The organism is Olivibacter sp. SA151 (genome assembly GCF_054130995.1).
Window position 1 is genome coordinate 1,904,521 of sequence record NZ_CP096391.1, and the last position, 25,043, is coordinate 1,929,563.

The window sequence follows — 25,043 nt, forward strand, 5'->3', positions numbered from 1 at the left end:
CTCAACTAACAGGTTCCCTTGTTCACTGAGGGAGTTGGATGGAGTGGATGAGATATGAATGTGAATGTTGAGTAGCGGGGTGCCTGCCTACCGCTGGGCAGGCTAATGAAAGCCGACGGCTGGCAGCCGAAAGCAGATCGCCGAAATTTATTTTATATTCGTTAGTTTGCAGTTTAGAAAGGGTATGAATACATTATTTGTGAAAAATATGGTCTGTAACCGTTGTATTATGGTGGTACAGCATGAACTGGATAAACTTGGCATCGCCGCTAAAAGCGTCAAATTGGGTGAGGTTAGTCTTACTGGTGAATTATCGGCTGAACAGAAAGATGCATTAAAGCAGGCTTTGAATCCCTTAGGCTTTGAGTTAATTGACGACAAAAAAAGCCGCACCATTGAGAAGATAAAGAATATAATTATTGATTTGGTTCATCACAGGGATAATGATGCTAAAACGAATCTTTCAGATGTGCTAAGCGACAAATTGAACCATGATTATAATTACTTGTCTAACTTGTTTTCTGAGGTAGAAGGGACGACGATCGAAAAGTATTTTATTGCGCAAAAAATAGAAAAAGTAAAGGAGCTGCTGGTATATGATGAACTGTCGTTGAGCGAGATTGCTTACCGTCTGAATTATTCGAGTGTTGCCTATTTAAGTAATCAGTTCAAAAAAGTAACCGGACTTTCCCCAAGCCATTTTAAGCAAATACGCGAAGATAAAAGAAAGCCTTTGGATAAAGTGTAATAAAATAATAGGCTCTCCATTCTTTAAATTTAGCAGTCCATTGCCGAAATTCCATAAGAAATAATGCGCCTCAGGGCTTGATGAACGATTTTTTTTAAGCCGATGGCTACCTGTGCAGCAAGGATATGACGTTGCCACTAATAACTTGGAATAACATCGAGAAACTAACAGTAAATCTCATAAATCAAACAAGAAATTGTACAACAAGGGGCATCCATATTGTACCGAAATTTGGCGTATTAAATAACACTAAATTTTAAAACAATGGAGAACAAAGAATATCAATTCAAAACCAATCTTAACTGTGGCGGATGTGTATCAAAAGTTCAATCGGATTTAGATAGTGCAGACGGTATCTGTCACTGGCACGTTGATACAGATAATGCAGACAAAATCCTTACCGTCAGTTCGAAGGGCATTACCAAGGATGAGGTAGTCGCGATCATCCAACGCAAGGGTTTCAAAGCCGAGCCGATGGGATAATCATGCACGCTATCGGAGTAATGGATTTCGTATAAGACGTATTGCTTCGATGCGGTAATCAATAAAGATAAGCAAGTGCAAATGAAAAGAATAGTTAGGCCACCATTATTTATAAGTACAGTTGCACTAGGACTGTTTTTCGCTACTTGCAACAATACACAAATTAAATCTTCAGACATGGAAAATCAACATAATCACCAGCACCCGAATGAAAGTCCGAAGCAATATCAGGCGGTACTTCATACCGAACCGCAGGCCATTGAGGCGGGATCGCCGACGAAACTGTTGTTCGATTTTAAGGAAAGCGACCGAAAGGTATCGTTGGATGTTTCACACGAAATGAAGGTACATCTAATGGTGGTTAATGAAGAACTTAACTGGTTTCGGCATGTCCACCCTACCGAACAGGCTGACGGTTCTTATGCGATATCGGAGACCTTTCCTTATGGAGGTAAATACTTTCTGTTTGCCGACTTTAAACCGAAAGGAGCTACGTCGATGGTAGATAAAAAAGAGATTATTGTGAAAGGAGATTCAAGCGCAAATAAAGCAGATCAGTCGGTCAAACTTATATCGGAAGTAGATGGCTATAGGGTTACTCTTGAAAACGGAAGCGATTTAAAAACTAATAGGACAGAATTCTTAGCGCTCTCCGTGACGGATAAAGGTAGACCTTTGTCGGAAAGTGATATACAGCCCTACCTTGGTGCTACTGCACATATTGCAATGATCAGCAAAGAGGGTACAGAATTCCTGCATATTCATCCGATGTCAGCCAAACGTTTCCCTATTTATGCCGAAACGCATATTGAGAAACCGGGTATCTACCGTGTTTGGGTAGAATTCCAAACAGATGGTAAAGTGCACACAGCCGATTTCACCGTAAATGTTACAGAGGGAGAACAAAAGGCGGCTGATGAAGGACATCACGGTCATCATCATTAGTGATTTTTCTTTAATGGGTTTTACAAAAAAGAATGTCCGGCTCTTAAAGGCCGGACATTCTTTTTTAATCGAACCAAACGTCGTTATCTAAAAGAAGCGAAGGGAAACTATTGTTCCGAGAATGTTCTAACAGTTTCCAGTCCTTCGGTAAACCCTTTGCTCATCATATCCACCCATTCTTCTCCCACTTGTACGGACGCTTTCAGTGTAGTGATGCCGTTGGTTTCAGAAAGGTGATATTCTTCTAATGAGCCTGCCCAGCTTTTAACCTGCTCGCTGGTGGTGTCTTCTTTACCATCCATTATTTCTCCAAGGTGCTCGAATACGACGTCGTAGGGTTCGTTTTTACTTTTAATGGTACTTACCATGCCGTTGCCATTGTTGTCCAGGAAAAGTGTTCTACCACCTACCTGCCAATCGCTTTGCATGCGGGAACCGCCATTTGGATTAAAAGCATTTGTCCACTTTGAATAGGTGTCGTCGTTCCAAAGTACATCCCAAACTTTTTGGGCGGGTGCTTTAATTTCTTTTGTGAATTCTAATGTTCTCATAAGTTTATTTTTATTTTATTTCAGACCCATTTTATTAATAACAAAACTATCGAAAAATTGAAAGAGATATTAGGGTATAAACGTCAAATTGTGAGGGGGATTGCGACTTATTGCAGGTGCCGGAGTTGTTGAGTAGCTCAGTGGTTGAGTTCTAGAATTGTCGTAATAGCAGTAGTGCCCACATACAGGCAGGCTAACCAAAGCTGACTGCCGATATCCGAAATCCATAATTAGCCAATGAGCCGATTAGCCAATTTGATGATAGGGCCGGCACTGCCTAAAGCTGACTGCTGAAAGCTAATTTCTAAAACCTATTAACTAACCTTACTCCTCTTTTATTGCCTTAATTGGATTGCCGGTAGCGGCGATGAAGCTACGGATAAAAACAGTAGTCCCGGCAATAAAGAGCGTAACCAGCAAGCCGACCATAAAATGTAAAGGGCTTATTTTAATCTGATAGGCAAATTCTTGCAGCCAACTGTGCATAGCGTACCAGGCAATGGGTACGGCTATTACGAAGGAGATGCCGATCAATATGACAAAGTCTTTTAAGAAGAGCAGCACAATATTGTTTACTGACGCACCCAACACTTTGCGGACACCAATCTCTTTTACACGTTGAACGGCCATTAATGACACCAATCCGAGCAGCCCTACGCAGCTGATAAGAATGGCAATAAACGTAAACACTTTAAAGGTATTATAGAGTGTTTGCTCGCGTTCATATAATCTTGCAAGCTTATTATCAATGAATTCATAATTGAATAAAGATTCGGGATTGAGCACTGACCATTCTTTGTTGATGGACGCGATGGTCTGTTTGATGTGGTTCGATTGAAGCTTCACACTTGCTTGCTGAAATCTTTCAGGATTGTAATAAAGAAAGCAAGCCCTGATTTTTTTGTGCTTGGATTCGCTTTGAAAATCGGCCACCACGCCCTGAATTTCTGCCCGACGATCGCCTACTGTTATCTGCTGTCCCAACGCATCATTATAATTTTGTATTCCTAATCGGTTTACAAGGGTTTTATTGACGACAATTCTCAAAATACTGTCCTGCGGCATAACGCTCTTGGTAATAGGTAATCCAGCCAACATTTTTAGTCCAAACATGGAAAAATAATTTTCATCTACCACCTTCATTTCGGTTACATCTACTTCTTGCATGCCCAAATTCGGCGCAGAAAAAGGCATATAATTATTGTTGTAAGCCGGCGCAACGGAAGCAAAACTAAAGTCTTTAACACCGGGTTGGTTTGAAAGTAGCTGACGCAATCCTTCGGGATTTTTTCCCATATCAAAAGTGATAATGGATTCTTTATCAAAACCAATGTCTTTATTAAGAAAGAAATCCATCTGTTTGGCTACAATAAAGGTGCTTATAATGAGCAATTGAGTTACCAAAAACTGAATACCGATCAGTCCTCTTTTCAAGACGGTAGTTCCTTTACCGGCTGTTGAGAAAGACGACTTTAAAATCTGCAATTGATTGAAACGCGACTGAATCAAAGCGGGGTATAAGCCGGAGATCAAAATCGCGAATAGTGAAATAATAAAAAGGCCAATAAGAACATCTAGGTGTAAAAGCTGATTGGCGTTGATACGGGTACCAAAGAATCCTTCTGTATAAGGGATAAATAACAATAGACAACCTATTGCCAGTCCTAATGCAATGATCACTTGAATGACTATTTCTGAGAGCGCACTTTTAATAATCTGAATGGGCCTGGCACCAATTACTTTTCGGATGCCCACATCTTTGGAGCGTTTTAAAGCAAAAGCGGTAGCCATATTTACAAAATTAATGCAGGCGATTACTAAAATGAATAAACCAACTGCTGCTAAACCGTATATGCTTTTTTTAGACCGCGGCATACTGGTCTGGTTGAGATATCGTTGATCGTAATGTATATCGGTTAATGGTTGTAACAATAGCGTAGCTTTTTCTTTTTCAACGGCTTCGCGCCAATTTTTTTTAATAAAGGCCGGAAGCCTTTGTTCAACAGTGGCGGCGGATAGTTTTTCAGGTAAAGTAACGTATAGGTATCCTCCTTGTATAGACCAAAAATTGCTCGTTTCATCATGGAATGTTGCCCAAGAGACCAACGATTTAAAGGTTAAATGGGTATTACCGGGTAGGTCTTTAATAAGACCGGTTACCTTCAATTCCCAATCGTTATCCATACGGATGGTCTGCCCGATAGGGTTCTGATCTCCGAAATATTGTTTTGCGGTGCTCTCGGTAAGTACAATCGTATTCGGTGCTTCCAAGGCTGAATTGGGATCACCTGCCAACCAAACTAAATCAAATATCTTGGCAAATTCATTATCGGCAGCGGCAACGTCTTTTAGGATAAAACGTTCGTGATTGATCTCGATCATACTTTCCCGCCAATAATAGTATTGTGAAACGTGTTCCAGCTCAGGAAAATCATTTCTGAGGGCGGGCGCAACGGCAAATGAAACACTTGGATTATAATCCAAACCCAACGACGTAACCCGGTAAGTTCTGGCTGCTTGTTTATGATATTGATCATAGCTAAGCTCATTCCGAACAATGAGAAAGATTAATATGCAAGAGGCAAGCCCTAAGGCCAGACCGAAAATGTTAATGGCAGCATAAGATTTATAACGAGCTATGGATCGTATCGCTATCCGAAAATAATGTCTGAACATATCGTAATAAATTGGATTGCTAAAATCAGCTCAAATAGGAAGCCATTTTATATAAACGATTGTAAGGCGATTCAAGGCCCATTTTATGCTGAAACGCTGTACGAATATGAACACTTGTTGTTCGGTTTTGTTAATAGGACGGTAGTTAAGTGGTGGGTAGGATTTTCCCGCCAGCAATTAAGTGAGACTCGAGAAAAACAATTAGGTTTTTAAATGGTAAATAAAAGGGGGAATGTAAAACGGAATAAACATTATGAAAACATGGATTAAGGAAGGTGCTTTTCACCTGAAAGAAAAACTAGGGCTAGGTGGTGTCGCTATCGGTACAGCGTTTGAAAAAATAAGCCATGATCAAGCGCAGGAAGTTTTAGCAAAGGCTTGGGACGTAGGTATACGTTATTACGATACTTCGCCTTGGTATGGGCTCACTAAAAGTGAGCGGGCTTTCGGAACGTTCTTAGGGGATAAAGTACGGGAAGATTTCGTTTTTTCTACTAAAGTAGGTCGGCTTTTCCGCGAGGTCCCTGAAAAGCAAGTTCCACCTACCATGTGGCAAGATCCTTTACCCTATGATTTTGAACATAACTATACTGCGGACGCAGTGAAGCGATCGCTGGACGATAGTTTGAAACGCACAGGATTAGATCGGATTGACATCGTTTTCGTGCATGATTTATCAGAAGATCAGGTGGGCGATCGATATCCTTATTTCCTGAAACAGGCGACAGAGGGTGCCTTCAAGGTGTTAAGCGATTATCGGGATCAGGGCATTATTAATGCTTGGGGTATGGGCGTTAATCAGATAGAGCCCATTCTTGATTGCATCGAGCGGGCCGATCCGGATATCTGCTTATCAGCCACGCAGTATTCTATTCTGGCACATGAAGACGCCGTTGACCGCCTTTTACCTGCCGTAAGAAAGGCCGGGGTACAACTGGTATCGGGCGCGGGCTATAATTCCGGATTTATAGCTGGACGCGATCGTTATAATTATAAAGAAGTTATTCCAAAAGGTTTTCGAGAAAAGAGGGATCGCATTGATGCGATTGCCAGGCGCCATGGGATTGACATCATCACGGCCGCTCTCCATTTTGTGCTGGCTGCGGACGAGTTTGTATCCATCATCCCGGGCGCCAGCAAACCTGAACAGGTAATATCAAATGCGAAGGCGTTGGAAACACCGGTTCCTACCGCTTTTTGGCAAGAACTAAAAGCGGAAGGTTTGTTGTACGAGCAGGCGCAGGTACCGGTATAGCCATCACCGATGAGTTTTAATCGGGAACTAACAAAAATAATGTTGCCACGGTAGTGGCGTAACTGATTGATCAAATTTCTATGGCCATCATAGGTAAAATCATTAAGCAGGCAATTCATCTTTCGGATGCGATTGGTACGGAAGCCGACCCAGTGAAAGAACAAAATCGGGTATTGGGAAAACTTTTGGAAAAAGCCCAGCTTACCGCTTTCGGAAAACAATATGATTTTCAAAAGATTTTAGCACAGGAATCCTTGGTGCCGGCATTCCAACAGGCAGTACCGATTTTTGATTATGATAAGTTGTATACTGAATGGTGGCATTACCTACTGGCGGGACATCAAAATGTTACCTGGCCGGGTGGACAGTCGTACTTTGCTATAAGCAGCGGAACAACAAGCAACAGTAAATACATACCTGTAACCGAGGATATGCTGGAAGCGATCCGTAGAGCGGGCATCCAACAAATAACAAGCTTAAAGAACTTTGACCTCCCACCCACATTTTTTGAAAAGCAAATATTGATGCTCGGTAGCAGTACTAACCTGATTCAAAAGGATGATCACCTGGAGGGGGAAATCAGCGGGATCAGTGCGGCAAATATTCCTTTTTGGTTTAGAAAGTTCTATAAGCCCGGAAGCGAAATTGCTTCGCTGGATAACTGGGAACAGAAAATAAGACAGATAGCAGAGCGGGCGCCCGAGTGGGATATTGGTAGCATTACGGGTATCCCGTCATGGACGGAACTGATGTTAAAGGAAATCATTTCTTTTAATAAATTGAATACCATTCATGATGTATGGCCGAATTTGGCAGTATATACTTCCGGTGGCGTGGCCTTTGAACCCTATCGGAAGAGCTTCGAGAAACTAGTTGCGAAACCACTCGTCTATATTGATACTTATTTGGCCTCCGAAGGCTACCTGGCTACGCAAAAACGTCCGGACGCCGACATGGCTTTGATTACGGATAATGGCGTATTCTTTGAGTTTGTGCCCTTCACTGAGGCGAATATGGAAAAAGACGGGACGATTAAACCGCAGGCGCAGGTGCTAAGTATTGCGGAGGTAGAAGAGAACGTGAATTATGTGCTCCTTATTTCGACCGTAGCGGGCGCTTGGCGCTATATGATTGGCGACACCGTGATGGTGACCAACAAAGAGAGAATGGAGATTAAGATAAGTGGGCGTACCAAGCATTATTTAAATGTGGTGGGTGAGCAATTATCCGTTTACCAAATGAATGAAGCGATGCGTTTGGTGGAAAGGGAATTTAATACCACGATTGAAGAATTCACGGTTGCAGCTTTGGTGAATGATGGCGATTACAAAAATCGATGGATTCTGGGAACAACTAACCTATCGGCTGATGCCACGAAAGTAGCCGATTACCTGGACAATCAATTACGTGCTTTGAATAAGAACTACGATGTGGCAAGAAACAAGGCGCTAAAATCGGTAGAGGTAAAACTGGTTCCTATTAACCATTTTTATGAGTGGAGTGCACAAACCAAGAAGCTCGGTGGACAGGTGAAGATACCAAGGGTGATGAAAGATAACGAGTTTTTGGCCTTAGAGAAGTTTTTGAATGCTTTAGGGTAGCTCCCGCTCTTCCTCTAATGCTTTAACTTGTTCTACAATTTCATCGGGCGAGGTGTATAATCGGGCAATTCGATCTTTATAAGCTTGCGGTATATCCGCATGTTCGAGAATAAAGCGTTTTGTTTCTATGATATAGGCGCCCAAACCATGGGTTACCGCAAAGGTATCAGCGGTAAATTCCGCGCGCTGAATGAACTTTTTTGAAAGCAGGTAGGAAATCCCAAAACCAATTATGCTCCAGGTACTTCTTGATTCATAATCCATAATATGCCCAAGTTCATGGCCAATCCATCCAATCATAATACTATCGGGGAGTTGATGGATCGGGATAGCGGTATGGGTGAGCCGAAACAGAGCGCTGATATTTATTTTGTAGATTCTGTTTTCTTTTTTCCGGAGCAATGATAAGGCCGCCGGTTGGGCTTGCATAACCGATTTTTTGATGTGTTGCTTAAATTCGAAGCGAATGTGGGTGTTCTGTAGTTCCGGATAATAGGAAAGGGCTTTCAGTACATTTGCTTCAATAATTTTTGGAATCTCTTTATTTTTCTTGAAGTCGGCAAAGGAGGCGGTGTTACTGTTCAGCTGTAAAAGGTGGGTCATAAGTATAATATTGATAAATGCACACATAATCGCGATTATTGATTTGTATTCGAAGCGCGAATGCTTCGTCGCGGTTCATAACAAAAAACGCCGTCGGCTACTTTATTAACCAGCGGCTTTCCGAAATGTTTCGCGGAGCTAACGGTGATTGAAGTGGACGGTGGATAATAAGTCGATGTGACGAGGTTTTAAGCGAAGAATTATGAATTCGGAGTGATGAATAGTGGCAGTTGCAGTAGTACTAGCGCCGCTGATTGCTAATAGCCGAGAGAAATGATGCCTGCCTGCCGACAGGCAGGAGCTATGAGCGATAAGCTATGAGTGCCTAACGCTTATAGCTTATCGCCAGCTCGTTGTAAACTTAATAATCAGTCGATTTGGTCAGAGCTTCCCATTGTTTATAGCTGGAGGCTAGGAGCTCTAGCTTACTAAAGGCACGTGCATAAGCGTCGCTGCCCAGCAGTAAGTATACAGGCGGTTCGGGCATTTCAGCGAGCTCGATCATCGCCTTTGCCGCCTTTTCAGGATCGCCGGCCTGATGACCGTTCATCTGGGTATAGCGTTCATGTGAAGCTCTGATGTTAGCGTAAGCATCGATTTTTCTTTCTGACAACACAAGCGAATCCGTTTGCAGGAAATTGGTACGGAAGGCTCCCGGTGCAATAACCGTTACCTTGATGCCCAGCTCTTTAACTTCGTCGGCCAATACTTCACTTAAACCGATTATGGCATGTTTTGCTGCGCCATAAACCGACCAGCCAATAGCCGGTGCAATACCTGCAATAGAGGAAATATTAATGATATGCCCTGAAGCTTGTGCGCGTAGGATGGGCAGTGCATGACGAATAACATTAATCGTTCCGAATACATTAATATCAAAACTGTCACGCGTTTCCTTGTTCGTTAATTCTTCGATACTACCGCCAATACCATAGCCGGCATTATTCACAACTACGTCTATTTGGCCGAAGGTTTGATGAGCCTGCCGGATGGCTGCAGCTACATCTTGATCACTGCTCAGATCTACCTGAAGTGGAAGAAAGGCTTCGCCTTTAAAATTTATCGCATTAATCAAGCTTGTGCTGTTTCGGGAAGTTGCAACCACTTGGTGGCCAATCTGTAATAATTGTTTCGCTAAAGCGAGTCCGAGGCCTTTGGAGGCCCCTGTAATAAACCATACTTTCTTATTTTCCATATTGTTTGTATTCATATGGCAAAGGTATAACGGACACAAGCGAAGCTGTTTGGGTAAATCAAACGGATGCTATTGAAATTCAAACAAGTCGGATGGAAGTAGGTGTGACTTTAGTTTGTTTCTTAAAGAAAGAGGTAAAATAGGAGGGATGGGCGAAACCGAGGCTATAACTGATCTCGGAGATATTCCAGTTGGTATGTTTCAATAATGCCGTGGCTTCGGCTGCCATGCGCTCGGCGATGTGAGCGGTGGTTGTTTTTCCGGTTGTTAGTCGAACCGCACGGTTGAGATGGTTTACGTGTACGCCTAGCTTGTCAGCGAAATCACTTGGCGATCGCATTTGAATGGGCTGACCGGGTAAATCGATCGGAAACTGGCGTTCCAGTAAAGCCATAAATATGGAAGTGATTCTCGCATTGGTGTCCGGATGGTGGTATAGCTGTTCATGCGGTTCCATTTTCATAGCGCAATGAAGCAGTTCGGATACATAATTACGCAGCAGGTCGTACTTAAAGCGATAATCCGAATGCATCTCGTTCAGCATTTTCTCAAATAGGGTAGCTACTTCTAATTCCCGCGTTTCGTTTAAAGCATATACGGGTTTTCCGCCAGGTGTGAACATTGGCAAATCGTGGATTCCCTTTCGAAAACTTTCCGTGTAAAATGATTCTTTAAAAACGCAAAAGAATCCGGTGGACTGTTTATCTAAACGCTCAAAGCGATAGGGGACAGCCGGGTTGAAAAAAAGGAGCGTGCTACCGGCAAAGGCGATGCTTTTATCGGCATAATGACAGCGGTGTTGTCCGCGAATAAGCATAATCTTGTAAAAGTCGTACCGAGCATAGGGCGAGGCCGCTGTACTGCTATTTCTACTGTCCGTTAAGCGGAAAACGTTAAAAGCTTCCACACCATTCGCGGATAGCGAAGGGTTTTTGTCGAATTTGCGGGCATAAAATGCTTCTAGACTTTGGATAGCTGGCATATACAAAAATACAGATTTTATCGTATTTCTTGATTTCAACTTTATTGCGCGCGCTGTTTTCTCACTTATTTACAAAATAAAAACAGTCGCAACTATCTTTCTGAGGTTTTGTTAATTACATAATTTACCAGATCCATGAAGTTGTTCTTTTAAGGATCGGGTTTTTACGGATGTTGTAAAAAATGTAGGAAATGGAATACGAAGAAATACCGGTAGCGATTACACCACTTGAAGAAAGACGTTTTGATTTTGATTTGATGGAGAACCAGTCTTTTAACTATTATAGAATCACCTGTGATGGAAAGGTGCTTTACATTGACGAAAACTTCGACTATATTGAAGGGGATATGCCCGTTGAATGGCGAAAGCCTGCCATTGCACGTTTGCAAACGCTTATCAAGGCAAGGGAACATCCTGATGGTCCGTGACTAAAGGGTAACCGGACAGGATTCAATGGTAAGCTAAGACCTCCACTTCCTTCAGTTTCTACCAAGTTTTAGGATTGGAACAAAGGGAGTGGAGGTACCTTTAATTTTTTTATTCCCACGGGAAAATGGGATTGTCCGCGTGCGCTTCTTGCATAAATCCGGCAATCTTTTCAACAATTTCAGGATGTTGGGAAGCGATGTTATTCTTCTCGGCTCTGTCGACTGATAGATCGTACAGCTCAATCGGTGCGCCACCATCTGCCTTTACATTTAACCGGACACCTTTCCATTTGCCGTAACGTACGGCCTGTTTACTGCCTTGTTCATGAAATTCCCAGTATAGATATTCATGCTGCTTTTGTGTTCCTTGTCCCTTTAGCGTATTTACGAATGAGATACCATCGGTAGATGCGGCAGTTGCTGCGCCGCCTAGTTCGGCGAACGTAGGGAAAATGTCCCAGAATGCGCCAATGAACTCGCTCTGTTGCCCCGCGCGGATTGCCTTTGACCATTTGGCGACAAAGGGCACACGTATTCCGCCTTCATACAAGTCGCGTTTTATTCCACGAAGTCCTCCGGAACTTTGAAAGAAGTTAGGATCTGCTCCGCCTTCTTTGTGCGGGCCATTATCACTGGTGAAAACGATCAATGTATTTTCATCCAATCCCAAACTGCGTAATTTTTCCTCTATCTGGCCGACATATAAGTCCAACCGGGCCACCATTGCTGCAAAGGTAGCATGCGGATACTGTTGAGAAGCGTAGCCGCCGGATTTCGCACCCTTGCCATAGTCGAAGCCTTTAAAAGGCTTTTCCTCAAATTTACCTTTGTAATACTGAAAAATGCTATCGTCCGGTACCAAGAGCTCGGCATGGGGGAGGATATAGGGAAGAAAAAGGAAAAAGGGTCGGTCCTTATGCTCCTCGATAAAGCCAAGTGCCTGCTTTTGTATCAGATCGGGTGCATATTGCTTATGGTATTCCAGATCGCCATTTTCGGTTAAGACTACTTTCTCGCTATTGTCCCACAGATGGGTGGGATAGTAACGGTGCGCTAACGACTGGCAGTTGTAACCGTAAAAGCGGTCGAAGCCCTGCTTGTTCGGATCGCCTTCGGAACCGACCGGGCCGAGGCCCCATTTACCGAAGGCGCCGGTTTGGTAACCCGCCTTTTTCAGCGTCTCCGCGATCGTCTCTACCGAATCAGGAATAGGGTATTGTCCCTCGGGCTCTACGCCGAGGTTGCCACGGATAAAGGTGTGACCGGTATGTTGCCCGCTCATCAGCGATGATCTGGAAGGCGCACATACAGCGGTGCCCGCATAAAACTGATTGAAGCGAATTCCCTCTTTTGCCAGTCGGTCCAGATTCGGTGTGTTGATCAGCCGTTGGCCATTGAAGCCCACATCTCCATAACCAAGATCATCCGCTAGAATAAAAATAATATTTGGTTTTTTTTCCTGCGCTTTCGCATTAAATAGCAGGCATAGTGTCATTAGTAAGGGTAATAGCAAAAACTTCTTCATTCGATTATAATTGTTGTTGTGATGTATCCATGGTTGTTAGCGGCCATTGCTTAATTTCCATAACCGGGGTTTTGTGCCAATGCCGGATTCTCCTGTATGGCGATGGCCGGAATAGGCCAAAGATTATCCCGTTGCGGATCAAACCGTCTGGTATCGATGCGTTGCCCCTTGTCGTTGTAAATATCGCCATTAAGAACTTCTTGTGCAATGCCCCAGCGTCTTATATCGTAATAATAGAGCCCTTCTCCTGCCAATTCAATGCGTCGTTCATGACGTATTTCTCGTCGTAATTCGTCCTGCGATAAACTGGTGGATAATCCGGGCATCCCTATACGGGACCTTATTTGCTGTAAGGCATTGTAAACGGATTGATCTGGGCCGTAAGCTTCATTTTGTGCCTCCGCGTACATCAGCAAGACATCTGCATAACGTAGCAGGATATAGTTTAATTCGGATTGCCCATCCGGAATTGTCGCAGCTGGTATGTCGTCTTTAAATACCGTGTATTTTTTCTGCCCATACCCTGTTCGCGGATATTGTCCCTCGGTCACCACCGCTCCCTTGAATAAACTGCCCTTAACAATTACCGTTGCCTGTAAGCGCGGGTCTCTATTTTCGTAAGGCTTGGCCGGATCATATAGGTTTGACTGACCGATGTTTTTTCCTTCGCGATCGTAATAGTCATTAACCAGATTAGGTAAGGGCCCGATGTTATTATACTGATCCAAGTTGATATCAAATCCGTGCGTAAATTCAGGAAACTTAAACTGTACATCAAATATGACTTCTTCATTTCCTTCATTTTCCAGGTAAAACAATCCGCGATAGTCCGGAAATAGTTGATAGTTGTTGGCGTCAATTACTTCTTTGGCGGTCTTGGCTGCCTCTTCCCACTGCCTCGCGTAAAGCAATATGCGTGCTTTGAATGCAAGGGCGGCACCACTGGTAGCCCTTCCTTTTTCGTTGGCACCATAGTTTGCGGGTAGATCGGGAATGGCTTCATTCAGATCACGCAATAGCTGTGTATAAATTTCCTCGGCTGTGTTTCTGGGTAAATTCGATTGGGTGGCATCATTGGTTGCATCCAAAATAAGCGGCGCCCCTCCGAAAAGATTCCATAAAGGAAAGTAAAATACGGCCCGTAGGAATTTCGCCTCAGCAATATAACGTTTACGCCTGCTTTCATCCATTTCAACCTTGCCGATATTAGCCAATAGGTTATTGGCTCGCCCGATACCTTGATAAGCTCCCTGCCAAACGGTATAAAATAGCGCCGTATTGGCATTGTGCTGCCCTTGTGCTACCAAATTGTAATCGCCCTGATAGCGGTAGGCGTTAGGCGACAGGTTTTCAAAATAAAGAGGTGTTGTACCACCATATAAACCATTATGCAGCAACGATGCGTATACACCGTTCAGGCTGGCAACCACGCGCTCTTCGGTTTCCCAGTAATTATCATCAGTATATCGGTCGGTAGGCTCCACATCAAGAAAAGAGGAGCAGCTACCAAAGCACAAAAGTAGGCTTCCTATTATGAAATATTTGCTAAATGTTTTCATTCTTATATAAAATCTATTCATGGTGAGGACAACATTAGAGGGTTAAATTTACCCCTGCGGTAATGGATTTATAGTTAGGGTAATCGATCATATTGGCTCGCGTCAGGTTCCGCTCTGGATCGCCTAATTTAAAGTCCGTAAAGGTTAAATAGTTCTGAGCGTTTACGAAAACCTTGAACCTTCGGATATGTAGACGTTCCAGCCAAGCGCCGGGTAAACTGTAAGCAAGTTGAATATTCTTAAGTCGCAAGTAGCTGGCATCTTTGATCCAGAAATCAGAGGTTAGAAAATTTTGCGGGTAGCCGGAAGAGGTGGTAAGGATAGGTAGCCGCGCCCCGGGATTTTCGGGCGTCCACGAGTCGGTCAACCATTCGTTTGTTACGCCTGCCCCGTTCCGATAAGGGAAGGCTAGATTGCCGTTGGCATAGGTGTCTACATCCGCTACTCCCTGAAAGAATAAATCAAGATCTACGTTTTTGTAGGAGCCGCTCAAGGTGAAACCGTAGGTATATTTAGGAATGCTATTGCCGATCACTATGCGGTCGTTATTATCGACGATACCGTCTTGGTTTTGGTCGACATAGCGGATATCACCGGGTCGGGTGTTGGCGGCCTGAAAGGCATGTTGTTCAATTTCGGCCTCGTTCTGAAAAATACCGGCCGACTGTAATCCGTAAAAGGCACTTATCGGATCGCCTTTTCTTATGATGGTAACACCATCGTAATAGATGTTACCTTTTACATCCAATACTTCATTTTTTAAGTAGGCTAGGTTTCCACCCACTCGATAGCGAAAATCGCCGATAGCGTCCTGATACGCTAAAGAGACTTCGATACCTTTGTTGGACACTTTTCCGATATTACGGAAAGGACCCGTTAAATTGCCTACCTGTGCAGGAACATTTACCTGTCTTAGGATTTCACTGGTCGTTTTATCGAACAAATCTAGTTGGAAGGCCAATTTTCCTTGTAAAATATCAAAATCGACACCAATATTGGTCATGGTGGTTTTCTCCCAGGAGATAGAGGGATCGGCAAGTTGGATAATGGCGGTTCCGGGTACCACATTGTTGTTAAAGCTGTAATTGTTTCCTAAGCTAATGGCGTTGACATAACTGTAGAGTGGTATGTTCTGATTGCCGAGTTGGCCCCAAGATGCGCGGAGCTTCAGGTTATCGATCCAGCTTGCGTCTGCTAAAAAGTTTTCTCTGTTCAGTCTCCAAGCGCCGGAGAAAGATGGAAATAGGCCCCAGCGTTTACCGTTGGCAAAGCGGGACGATCCGTCATAGCGCACATTCGCTTCGAATATATATTTGTCGCGAAAACTATAGTTTATCCGCCCGAAATACGACTGTAGGCGCGATTGCGATGAAGTGCCGCCCACCGCAGGTGCAGTACTTCCGGCATCCAGCTCGTTCAATTCATTGCCCAGGTAACCTTGGTTATAAGCGTCAAAATCGCTGTCGTCAAAACGCTCCATGCTGAATCCCGCTAAAGCATTGACGGAGTGATCACCAAACTGACGGGTAAAATTCAACGTATGGAAGTTGGTCAGGTTTACGCCTTCCGTTGCAATCTGTTTCACGCCGCGCGCCGGAATGTTACCCATCGGGGTGACAACTCCCGTTTTGGGGTTGGTCAATGAAATCTGCGGATAGGCATATTTCTCTCTGCCGAAAAAGATATTGGCAGCGGCGGTAATTTTATAAGTTAAATTAAGCGGAAGTTTAACTTCTGCAAAAACGTTGGCTAGTGTACGGTATCGATGATTTCTGCGAAAACCTTCATAAGAGAGGGCTAACGGGTTCCGGAAAAAATTATGGCCCGGGACCCGTACCCACTGATCGGCATAGCTTCCATCCTGCGCGTAGGGAACTTGCATGGGCAAACCTCTGTATAGGAGCCCCATGATGCCTCCTTCTCCATTGCCTTCGTCGGCGGTATAGGCGCTCTCGCGATCGTTCCAGAAAGTACCGGCCAGATTAGCGCCTATTTTTAACCAGGAATTGAGATCAGATTGTACATTGCTGTTCAAAGTATACTTCTTGGCATCAGTTGCGATAAGCACACCATCTTGATTCAAATAACCGAAAGATAGCGAGAAGGTGGTTTTTTCGCCACCACCGGATAATCGGAGATTATGTTCTTGGATGGGGGCATTTCTGTACATAACGTCGAACCAGTTCGTATTGGGATATATAAAGGGATCAGTTCCGTTGCGGTATTCATCTAACAGTTCCGTCCCATACTCTGCCGGTTTTCCTTCGTTAGCCAGTGCACGATTTTTACCTTCCATGTACTGAATGGCGTTGGAAACAACATCCGGTTTAAAGGTTGCCCGCTGGGAACCGACGTAAATGTTATAGTCTACTTGGAACTGGCCTTTTTGTCCGGTTTTTGTTTTTACGAGGATCACGCCATTTGCCGCTCGGTTACCGTAGATGGCGGCGGAGGCGGCATCTTTCAATACCGATATGCTTTCGATATCGTTCGGGTTCACTTCACTTAGCGGGTATTCAATTCCATCCACCAGCACCAAGGGATTGTTATTATTCAATGTACCGACGCCTCGTATACGAATGGTGTTTCCTTCCGCTCCGGGACGTCCCTTATTCTGATTAACATAAACGCCGTTAGCTCCCTGAAGGGCCTGTGTAGAATTAGTGATCGGTCTGTTGGAAAGGAATTTCGAATCTACGGTAGCCACCGCGCCGGTAAGCGTGCTTTTCTTTTGGGTGCCGTAGCCGACCACCACAACATCTTCGAGTTCATTTAAATCAGGCTCTAATTGAACAATGATGTCACTGCTATTCACTACGAGCTTGACGGTCTTATAACCTACATAGCTGGCAATTAACGTGTAGGGAAATTTTTGGCCGGTTACGAAGTTAAATCGTCCGTTTCCATCGGATGTTGCCCGGTGCGTGGTGCCTTCCAGGGTAAGGGTAGCCCCTGCGACGGCTTCGCCCGTATGGGCGTCCTGTACTTTACCGCTGAGGGTTGAGTTGATAAGGGGTTTGGTTTGCTGTGCGCGAAGTGTGACATAGCTTCCTATGAACAGCAAGAATAAAGGAATAAGGCTTTTGGGCCTTGTTCTAACAAGTAAAATCATTTTTTCGATATGGTTAAGTTCAAGTAAACAATACAGGTCTTTTTCCCTGCTGCCAGACTGTAAAAAGTCGTAGCAAAAATAGAATAAAATATATAATACACAAACTATATAGATTTAGTAGTTATTTAAAAATAAAAATATGTCGCACCCCAACTTGGTGTCGGCATCATAGTAATATATTATCAAGACCGCATACTTCCCTCGTTCAACGCTTATTCCTGAATCAATTCTTCCAGCTGCTTATTGAATTTATCGGATGCATAGTTGGCAAAACCGGTATGATGAAATCTTATTTTCCCATTCTTATCCAGTACGACAGTTGTAGGCAACGTTCCGGCGTAAATAGAGGCCGGAACATTGCCTTTTGCCCTATAGATGGGTATGGAGTACTTTTCTCTCTTTAAATAAGTGTATGCTGTAGCTAAATCTTTATCTTCATTAATCGTCAAAAAGAAAATAGCGGGATGCTCTTTGAAATTTGCATAGAGCTTTTCTATCGATGGAAATTCTGCCCTGCATGGCGGGCACCAGGAAGCCCAAAAATTAATAAATACCACTTTGCCTCGTAGTGAGGAGGTGTTTTGAATACGCCCTTTGTCGTCTTCAAAGTCAAAATCAACAATCGATTGATCTGTGGCATCGAAACTCTTTTGGTCTATCGAGGCATTAAACAATCCGGTAAGCATAAGCTGCCGAAGCACCATCGATTTTGCTCCGGGACTGATCAGCATGGTCAACGCAATAATTCCCATTAGGATAGAAAACGCATTTTTTCGGACAAATTGCCAAAACTTATTTGCTGACGATTTTTCCGTTGAAATCTCCTTATTATTAAACATAGTTCGTTTCTATTTACTTTTGTTAATGCTTATTCATCACTTTTAATCAACGCATTCAAGGCTGTTACCATTTGAGGATCTGCATAATCCCGACCACCTTCCATGCGGGCAATTAGATTCCCCTTTTTGTCTAGTATTACCGTTGTTGGAATGGCATCTCCCAAAAAACTTGGTGGTATTTCACTGGCGGGAACATACACCGGTAAGTCATACTGATTTTTTTCCATAAAGCCGGTCGATTTTTTGATATTCGCATCGACGTCTACCATCAGGAATACAATATGGTCATTACCATTAAAAGACTGCTTTAATTTATTAATGGAGGGCATTTCCTGTATACAGGGAGGGCACCAGGTTGCCCAAAAATTAATGAATACCACTTTGCCTTTTAGTGAACTTAATGATACGGTTTTACCTTGTTGATCCTGAAATATCAGATCTGCCGTTTGGCTCATGCTTGAAGCTTGTGTTTCGCTATGTCCTTTCGTAGGATTTTTTTCTTCATGTGTTGCGTTGTTCCCACAGGCCATTATAAAAATCGTTACCATAACCAACGCGCCTGTGCGGATTGCCGGATTTATAAATTGTGTCTTCATGACCGCTTATTTAAATAATTATTACTTCTTGTAAAGTGCTGATGATCTAAAATGAATAAAGTTGTTGTCTATTGATGCCTTGCAGCTAATAGAAAAAAGAGAAAGGGAAGTGGTATTAAATGACGAGTTTTCGGTATTGAAGAAAGAGAGGAACAATATTAGGAACTTTTAGTTTCCTATAAAACAGATTAGATTGACCTTTATAAATCCGGAAACCGAGTAGAAGTAAAAACGCCGCGATAAAAATGACGCTGGGAAGTAATTTGTTGGTATGGTGAGACATCGATTTGGTGATGACCGAATCTGTTGTTGACCCACTCATACATTGTCCAAGAATGTTCCCTACGACACCGCTTTTAGCATGGCCTTGTTCAACGTTTATCGGAATACCTGCAAGACTTTTGATGCCACTTTTAATTGGACAGGACGTCAGTAGCGTTAAAAGCATGGTTACAAATACGAGACCGTATGGGTAATATGTTTTTATCCTATTTGATAACGTGCGGATCATTTATTGTGCAATTTAAGCTATTTTAATGAACACGACAAGACATGCCTGTCCTTTTTAGACTTTTTAACAGATAGCATCACGAAGTTCATGGCTTAAAGTAGCAATTTATAAGAAAGCCGATCGGATTTCACTGATCGGCTTTCTTATATTCATTGACAACTGAATAATGTATATTATACGGATGCAAGGCTGAAAGGCAGCCGCCTAATTCTCTTCCCACTCAAGTCGTACACGGCATTAGCCAGCGCGGGAGCGAAAGGTGGTAGGCCTGGTTCTCCCACGCCGCCCGCATCCTCGGCATTATCGATGATGTGTACCTCAACCGGCGGCATATCCGCAATGCGGGGCATATTATAGTCGTAGAAATTTTTCTGGTCAACCAGTCCGTCGGTAAAAGTGACTTCATGCAAAGCTGCAGCACCTAGCCCCATGGCAACGCTGCCTTCAACCTGAGCGTGGATAATATCGGGGTTTACATACCAGCCACAATCGATTACGGCCCATACTTTATCTATTTTAATTCCTCCCTCCGGAATGCGAGAAACTTTTACTACCTGACCTACTGTTGAATTAAAACATTCTGTAATCGCCACGCCATACCCTTTGTTAGTACCCCGCGATTTCCATCCGGAAACCGCTTCCAGTTTATCGATTAGTTTATGAACGCGTTCATCCGGCAAATGCTGTCGACGGAACTCAAGCGGATCGGTACCGGCGGCAACTGCTAACTCGTCAATAAAGCTTTCGTAAGCAAATCCATTGGTAGATGCGTATACCGAACGCCACCATAGAACCGGTATGGGAAGCTCAAAGGTGACATCAGCGATGCTAAGGTGCGGGATCGACTGTGTATAGGGCTTAAGGAAACCCTCACTGGCGCTTCCGTTAGGCTTTGACCGGTCGTTACTACTGAAATGGCCAATATTTTGTCCACAGAGACGGACTTTCATCGCCTCAATTTTACCTGCCTTTACAACGCCTTCACATCGATAGGATATGCCGGGGCGATAAGGCCCCTGGGTTGCATCATCTTCGCGGGTCCAGACAACCTGTACGGGTTTTCCGAGTTCTTTTGATATCACGGCAGCCTCAAAAGGGTAGTCCATGAAGGCTTTACGTCCGAAGCCTCCGCCTAGAAAAGTCATATTGACCTTCACGTTTTGCCATGGAATACTGAACTCTTGGGCAATCGCGTCCTGAACCATTTCGGGGGCTTGTATCGGCCCCCAGATTTCTACCGTATCGCCTTTCCAATGAGCGATACAGTTCACCGGCTCCATCGCGTAGTGCGATTGGTAAGGTGTTTCGTATAGCACGTCTAACTTGGCGTCGGTGCTGGCGGCGGCAATGACTTCCGATGGATTGCCTTGCGTTTGAAAGATCAAGCCTTCTTGACCGGAAAGTAGTTCTTTTTGTCGCCTATAGATTTCAGGGGTGCTTATATGTTCAAAATTGCTATCATCCCATTCAACTTTTAAGGCCTTTTTGCCTTGCATTGCCGCCCAAGTTGAATCGGCTACGACAGCGACCCCCTCACGCCAGGTGTTAAAAACCTTCATCCTTACTTTGAAGACCTTCGTTACCCCTTTTACTTTCATCGTGTCCGAATCGTCGAAAGATCGGACAGTGCCGCGCATGCGGGGATTGCGCTCCACCGTGGCGAACAACATATCGGGAATACGCTTATCAAGTCCGAAAACGGCACTGCCATTGGTCTTTAATGGTGTATCGATCCGACGGCTCGCTTTCCGTATCAGCTTGTATTCGGAAACGGGCTTTAACGGAACTTCCTTAGGCGGCTGAAGTTTTGATGCAGCAACAACCAATAGCCCATAATGGAGCTTCTTTCCGGAAGGCTTATGGATAACGTGACCGGATGCTGCGTAACAGGTCGATACATCTACCTTCCATTGATTGGCGGCCGCCTGTACGAGCATCATGCGGGCAGTAGCGCTTAGCTTGAGCAGTTTTTTATAGCTTCCGCGAATAGTTGAACTGCCACCGGTAATCTGTCCGCCATATTCGTTCCGATTGCCCGGAGCAAAGGATACCTGAATATCTTTTAGATCTACTTCCAGCTCTTCGGCGATGATTTGAGGAACCGAGTGATAGGAACCCTGGCCCATTTCGGCGCGGTGGTCAAACAAGGTTACTTGACCGTTTGTATCGATATGTATCCATGCATTTAATGATATTAAAGGGGCTTCGTTATCCGCTGCTGTTTCTCCTGCAAGTATATTTACGATGTGGGCGCCGGCGGGAAAATAAAAGCCCAGCGCCAATGCTGCTGAACCCAGGCCGGCGGCTTTTAAAAAATTTTTCCGTGAAAGACGCGTGGCCTCTTCTTGTGAATATTGGCTATTTCGCTTAAGTGAATCCTTCATATGTGCGATGCTTTCTTACCTTGTATTATTAATTTGCGGGTGGCGCATAGGCTCCTGTTTCCAACCACTCAATCCAGGCCTTTTTGAATTCCGCATGGCTCAACGGCGGTTTGGTGCGCCCTTCTCCCATATTCCATCCGGCAAGTACCAAGTCGTCGTCAGCATGTTCAATCAGTTGTTGCTTGTTTTTATGGCCGTTTTGTTGAGGATCTAACAACTGCTTTGCAAGTTCATGGGCTGTTTTACCCTGAAAAACCATTTTCATGTCTGCCGGAGGAAGGTGCCAGTTGGGATTTCCGGGAGGCGTGTGCGGTCCAGGTGTATTTTCAGGTTGGTGGCAGTTTGCACACTTCATCGCGAAGAGACCTTTGCCATCTGCCCCTCTTTTTGGCAACATGGTATGCAAATGACTGTCGTCGCCTTGTAGGGGCACGTCGCCGGCGGGATGGCAGTTTACACATCGGGGGCTCATGAGCACGGCATATACTTTGTTAAACGCTCTGACTGATCGGACACTGTCATCGGCCAACTTCCTTTTGCTAATCGGTCTACCGGTATCGCGTGCGTAAGTGTTCTCTGTACCTGTATAAAGAGAGAACCCGAGTGCAGCAATCATTACGGCGTAAATAATCAATTTGAGCTTTTTTGCCATAGGTCTTCCTTAATTATCGTTCTGATGTTTTCTGCTGTAGTTCGGCGGCGATATGTATAGCTTTACGTATGCGCAGATACGTGCCACACCGGCATATATTACCCGCCATGGCATTGTCGATATCTTCATCGCTTGGATTGGGTTTTTCTCGCAGTAATACAGCGGCCGACATAATCTGGCCGGAGTGACAGTACCCACATTGTGGTACGTCCACTGCGGCCCAGGCTTGCTGCAAAGGATGGTCGTTTTTTTCCGACAGACCCTCAATGGTAGTAACATGTTTACCCGCAACCCGGCTTAATTTAGTTATGCAGGATCGGATCGCCTCTCCATCAAGATGTACGACGCAGGCGCCACATTGTGCGACACCGCAGCCATATTTGGTGCCGGTGAGCCCGACGACATCCCGTAAGGCCCAGAGCAGTGGCATATTGGGGTCCAGATCAAGCTGATACGTTTTGTTGTTGACTGTAAATGAAATCATTGGCTAAATTTTGTCATCCTACTATCAAAGTTAATCTTATTACCGGATTTGGGCTAATGATTATCAAACATTTTCTTAAGGTATTCAAACAACTAGTTAAGTGGAGTAGTTGAGTGGTTAAGTAGTTGAAAGGTTTTTGAAACAGCGCGTTATCCGCTAAACTATGCATTAGATCTGTTGATTAGGGTGCTTAAGAACACGCCTTTCGTTAATGGTCACTCGACACAAATGTATGGATATGATATAAAGTCAATGTTAAATCCTGTTTGATTTACTTATAATCTTCGCATAAAGAAATGTGAAGGAGCTAAGGGACTGACTTTAACTGAAAAAGAACGTATCCATGTAAAAAGAAAAAATCAAGTTAACTTTGCCTTATGCTTTCTATCCGTACCATTGGCAACGAAGTACAAACTCAAGATAATGAGTTCTATCAAATTTTCCTGCTCCGCGATCCGATGGAGATGACGGTAGATTTTACGAACTATAAAACCGCTCCGTACTCTTTACTTTGCCTAAGTCCGTATCAACATTTGAGTTGGTTAAAAGGTCCGTTGACAACCGGTTTGCAATTGCTGTTTCACGGAGATTTCTATTGTATTGAATACCATAAAAAAGAAGTGGCTTGTAATGGCTTGCTTTTTAATAACATCTATCTACAACCTCATGTTAACTTGGGAAAGGAAACATATCTTGAGATCGAGCAACTTGTTCGCAAAATGGAGAAGGAACTAAAGGTTGGCCTTGAATTTTCTGATGCGGTGGTCAAAGCCTACCTGCAATTGATCTTGGCTTTATCGAGTCAAGTGAAGAAGCATCAGATTAATCTACATGAAATTCCACAGCAGGAGGATATAGGTGAGGGGCGCATTTTCCAGCAATTACTGGAAGAAAATTTTATGAGGGAAAAGTCCGTGAATTTTTATGCGCAACATTTTAACCTCAGTATAGATGCCTTTAGTAAAAAAATCAAGAAACAATTAGGTAAAGCGCCTTCTATTTTTATTCAAGATCGGATTATATTGGAATCGAAAAAGCTTTTACACCTGACGTATCAATCAATAAAAGAAATCGCTGTACAACTAAATTTTGATGATGAACATTATTTCAGTCGTTACTTTAAAAAAAATGTGGGTATCTCTCCATCGGAATTTCGCTCGAAAGTGGGGATTTCCATTGCGGCAAAATAGTGTACCATAATGCCGTTTCTGTCCATTTTATAAACCTAAGCGACCAGCTACCTTTGTTCAATAGAAAATAAAATATGAAACAGCTATTGAACGTTTTAGCAAATGGACAAGCGAGTTTTGTTCATCTTATGCGTATTGCCATTTTTATTGTAATGGCTTGGATAGGAGGATTGAAAGCCTTTCAATATGAGGCTGATGGAATTGTCCCTTTTGTTGCCAATAGTCCTTTTATGAGCTTCTTTTACACAAAGAATGCACCGGAATACCAACAGTATAAAAACCCGGAAGGGAAGACAGTAGCTAAAAATGTGGCCTGGCATAAACAAAATGGGACCTACCTTTTTGCTTTCGGCTTGGGCACCGTCATCATTGTTATTGGACTATTGACCTTAGCAGGGATATGGTCGGCACGAATAGGCCTGCTGGGCGGATTGTTAACTGCCGCCATGTCGATCGTAACCTTATCCTTCCTCATCACCACACCGGAGGTATATGTGCCAAATTTGGGAGGCGATTTTCCAACGCCCAATTACGGCTTTCCTTATCTCTCGGGCGCGGGCCGATTGGTTCTTAAGGATATTATTATGATGGCAGGTGGGCTGTTAGTTGCTTCGGATGCTGCCAAACGGATACAAGGGTGCTGAGAGCGATCGATTAGCAAAGAAAATAGCCGCTCATCGTTCGTGGTCTTTAATGTCATTATAATGCAGGCTTGTTATTTTTA

At 43.8% G+C, this 25,043-nt stretch carries 21 protein-coding genes; 8 read left to right on the forward strand and 13 right to left on the reverse strand.

Going from position 1 to position 25,043, the window contains the following annotated elements; genetic code table 11:
• Positions 1-184 precede the first annotated feature (184 nt).
• From M1D52_RS07660 to M1D52_RS07670, 3 genes are all read left to right on the forward strand, one after another.
• Complete coding sequence (locus M1D52_RS07660; protein ID WP_437392079.1) at positions 185-748, forward strand: helix-turn-helix domain-containing protein; 564 nt, start codon at positions 185-187, stop codon at positions 746-748.
• A 264-nt stretch (positions 749-1,012) separates the two neighbouring features.
• Complete coding sequence (locus M1D52_RS07665) at positions 1,013-1,231, forward strand: heavy-metal-associated domain-containing protein (protein ID WP_437392080.1); 219 nt, start codon at positions 1,013-1,015, stop codon at positions 1,229-1,231.
• A 177-nt stretch (positions 1,232-1,408) separates the two neighbouring features.
• Positions 1,409-2,176: a hypothetical protein gene (locus M1D52_RS07670; protein ID WP_437392082.1), complete on the forward strand. Its 768-nt coding sequence runs from the start codon at positions 1,409-1,411 to the stop codon at positions 2,174-2,176.
• Positions 2,177-2,283: 107 nt separating this feature from the next.
• On the opposite strand, the gene M1D52_RS07675 is transcribed toward M1D52_RS07670, so the two are convergent.
• Positions 2,284-2,727 carry an SRPBCC family protein gene (locus tag M1D52_RS07675; protein ID WP_437392084.1) on the reverse strand — a complete coding sequence of 148 codons (444 nt, stop codon included), beginning with the start codon at positions 2,725-2,727 and terminating at the stop codon, positions 2,284-2,286.
• Positions 2,728-3,051: 324 nt separating this feature from the next.
• Positions 3,052-5,403 carry an ABC transporter permease gene (locus M1D52_RS07680; protein ID WP_437392085.1) on the reverse strand — a complete coding sequence of 784 codons (2,352 nt, stop codon included), beginning with the start codon at positions 5,401-5,403 and terminating at the stop codon, positions 3,052-3,054.
• A gap of 253 nt (positions 5,404-5,656) precedes the next feature.
• Between M1D52_RS07680 and M1D52_RS07685 the strand changes: the two genes are divergently transcribed.
• Complete coding sequence (locus M1D52_RS07685) at positions 5,657-6,658, forward strand: aldo/keto reductase (RefSeq protein ID WP_149106049.1); 1,002 nt, start codon at positions 5,657-5,659, stop codon at positions 6,656-6,658.
• A gap of 80 nt (positions 6,659-6,738) precedes the next feature.
• Complete coding sequence (locus tag M1D52_RS07690) at positions 6,739-8,259, forward strand: GH3 family domain-containing protein (RefSeq protein WP_437392087.1); 1,521 nt, start codon at positions 6,739-6,741, stop codon at positions 8,257-8,259.
• On the opposite strand, the gene M1D52_RS07695 is transcribed toward M1D52_RS07690, so the two are convergent.
• The 3 genes from M1D52_RS07695 to M1D52_RS07705 all read right to left on the reverse strand — a co-directional run bounded on the left by M1D52_RS07695 (position 8,251) and on the right by M1D52_RS07705 (position 11,039).
• The gene (locus M1D52_RS07695) at positions 8,251-8,862 is read right to left on the reverse strand and encodes a hypothetical protein (RefSeq protein WP_457941728.1); all 612 of its coding nucleotides are present in this window, start codon (positions 8,860-8,862) and stop codon (positions 8,251-8,253) included. The genes M1D52_RS07690 and M1D52_RS07695 overlap by 9 nt on opposite strands.
• Positions 8,863-9,223: 361 nt before the next feature.
• On the reverse strand, positions 9,224-10,072 hold the full coding sequence (locus M1D52_RS07700; protein WP_013667980.1) for an oxidoreductase: 849 nt from the start codon (positions 10,070-10,072) through the stop codon (positions 9,224-9,226).
• A gap of 64 nt (positions 10,073-10,136) precedes the next feature.
• On the reverse strand, positions 10,137-11,039 hold the full coding sequence (locus M1D52_RS07705; RefSeq protein ID WP_013667979.1) for a helix-turn-helix domain-containing protein: 903 nt from the start codon (positions 11,037-11,039) through the stop codon (positions 10,137-10,139).
• A gap of 191 nt (positions 11,040-11,230) precedes the next feature.
• Here M1D52_RS07705 and M1D52_RS07710 point away from each other — a divergent pair, with 191 nt between their 5' ends.
• A complete protein-coding gene (locus tag M1D52_RS07710; RefSeq protein WP_013667978.1) occupies positions 11,231-11,467 on the forward strand; it encodes a hypothetical protein in 237 nt (78 codons plus the stop codon).
• 109 nt (positions 11,468-11,576) lie between these two features.
• On the opposite strand, the gene M1D52_RS07715 is transcribed toward M1D52_RS07710, so the two are convergent.
• From M1D52_RS07715 to M1D52_RS07750, 8 genes are all read right to left on the reverse strand, one after another.
• Positions 11,577-12,992: an arylsulfatase gene (locus M1D52_RS07715; protein ID WP_437392091.1), complete on the reverse strand. Its 1,416-nt coding sequence runs from the start codon at positions 12,990-12,992 to the stop codon at positions 11,577-11,579.
• 50 nt (positions 12,993-13,042) lie between these two features.
• The gene (locus tag M1D52_RS07720) at positions 13,043-14,551 is read right to left on the reverse strand and encodes a RagB/SusD family nutrient uptake outer membrane protein (RefSeq protein WP_437392092.1); all 1,509 of its coding nucleotides are present in this window, start codon (positions 14,549-14,551) and stop codon (positions 13,043-13,045) included.
• A gap of 34 nt (positions 14,552-14,585) precedes the next feature.
• Positions 14,586-17,663 carry a SusC/RagA family TonB-linked outer membrane protein gene (locus M1D52_RS07725; RefSeq protein ID WP_437392093.1) on the reverse strand — a complete coding sequence of 1,026 codons (3,078 nt, stop codon included), beginning with the start codon at positions 17,661-17,663 and terminating at the stop codon, positions 14,586-14,588.
• Between the two features lie 212 nt (positions 17,664-17,875).
• Positions 17,876-18,502 carry a TlpA family protein disulfide reductase gene (locus tag M1D52_RS07730; protein WP_130856730.1) on the reverse strand — a complete coding sequence of 209 codons (627 nt, stop codon included), beginning with the start codon at positions 18,500-18,502 and terminating at the stop codon, positions 17,876-17,878.
• A gap of 29 nt (positions 18,503-18,531) precedes the next feature.
• Positions 18,532-19,098: a TlpA family protein disulfide reductase gene (locus M1D52_RS07735; RefSeq protein ID WP_130856731.1), complete on the reverse strand. Its 567-nt coding sequence runs from the start codon at positions 19,096-19,098 to the stop codon at positions 18,532-18,534.
• A gap of 684 nt (positions 19,099-19,782) precedes the next feature.
• Positions 19,783-21,993, reverse strand: a complete 2,211-nt coding sequence (locus M1D52_RS07740; RefSeq protein WP_437392095.1) for a xanthine dehydrogenase family protein molybdopterin-binding subunit — start codon at positions 21,991-21,993, stop codon at positions 19,783-19,785.
• A gap of 28 nt (positions 21,994-22,021) precedes the next feature.
• Positions 22,022-22,645, reverse strand: coding sequence for a c-type cytochrome (locus M1D52_RS07745; protein WP_013667970.1), 624 nt, complete (start codon positions 22,643-22,645; stop codon positions 22,022-22,024).
• A 13-nt stretch (positions 22,646-22,658) separates the two neighbouring features.
• Entirely contained in the window at positions 22,659-23,129 is a 471-nt protein-coding gene (locus tag M1D52_RS07750) for a (2Fe-2S)-binding protein (RefSeq protein ID WP_437392097.1), read from the reverse strand.
• 377 nt (positions 23,130-23,506) lie between these two features.
• Here M1D52_RS07750 and M1D52_RS07755 point away from each other — a divergent pair, with 377 nt between their 5' ends.
• Complete coding sequence (locus tag M1D52_RS07755; protein ID WP_437392099.1) at positions 23,507-24,319, forward strand: helix-turn-helix domain-containing protein; 813 nt, start codon at positions 23,507-23,509, stop codon at positions 24,317-24,319.
• Positions 24,320-24,393: 74 nt separating this feature from the next.
• Positions 24,394-24,963: a DUF417 family protein gene (locus M1D52_RS07760; RefSeq protein WP_149106036.1), complete on the forward strand. Its 570-nt coding sequence runs from the start codon at positions 24,394-24,396 to the stop codon at positions 24,961-24,963.
• The last annotated feature ends 80 nt before the right edge of the window (positions 24,964-25,043 follow it).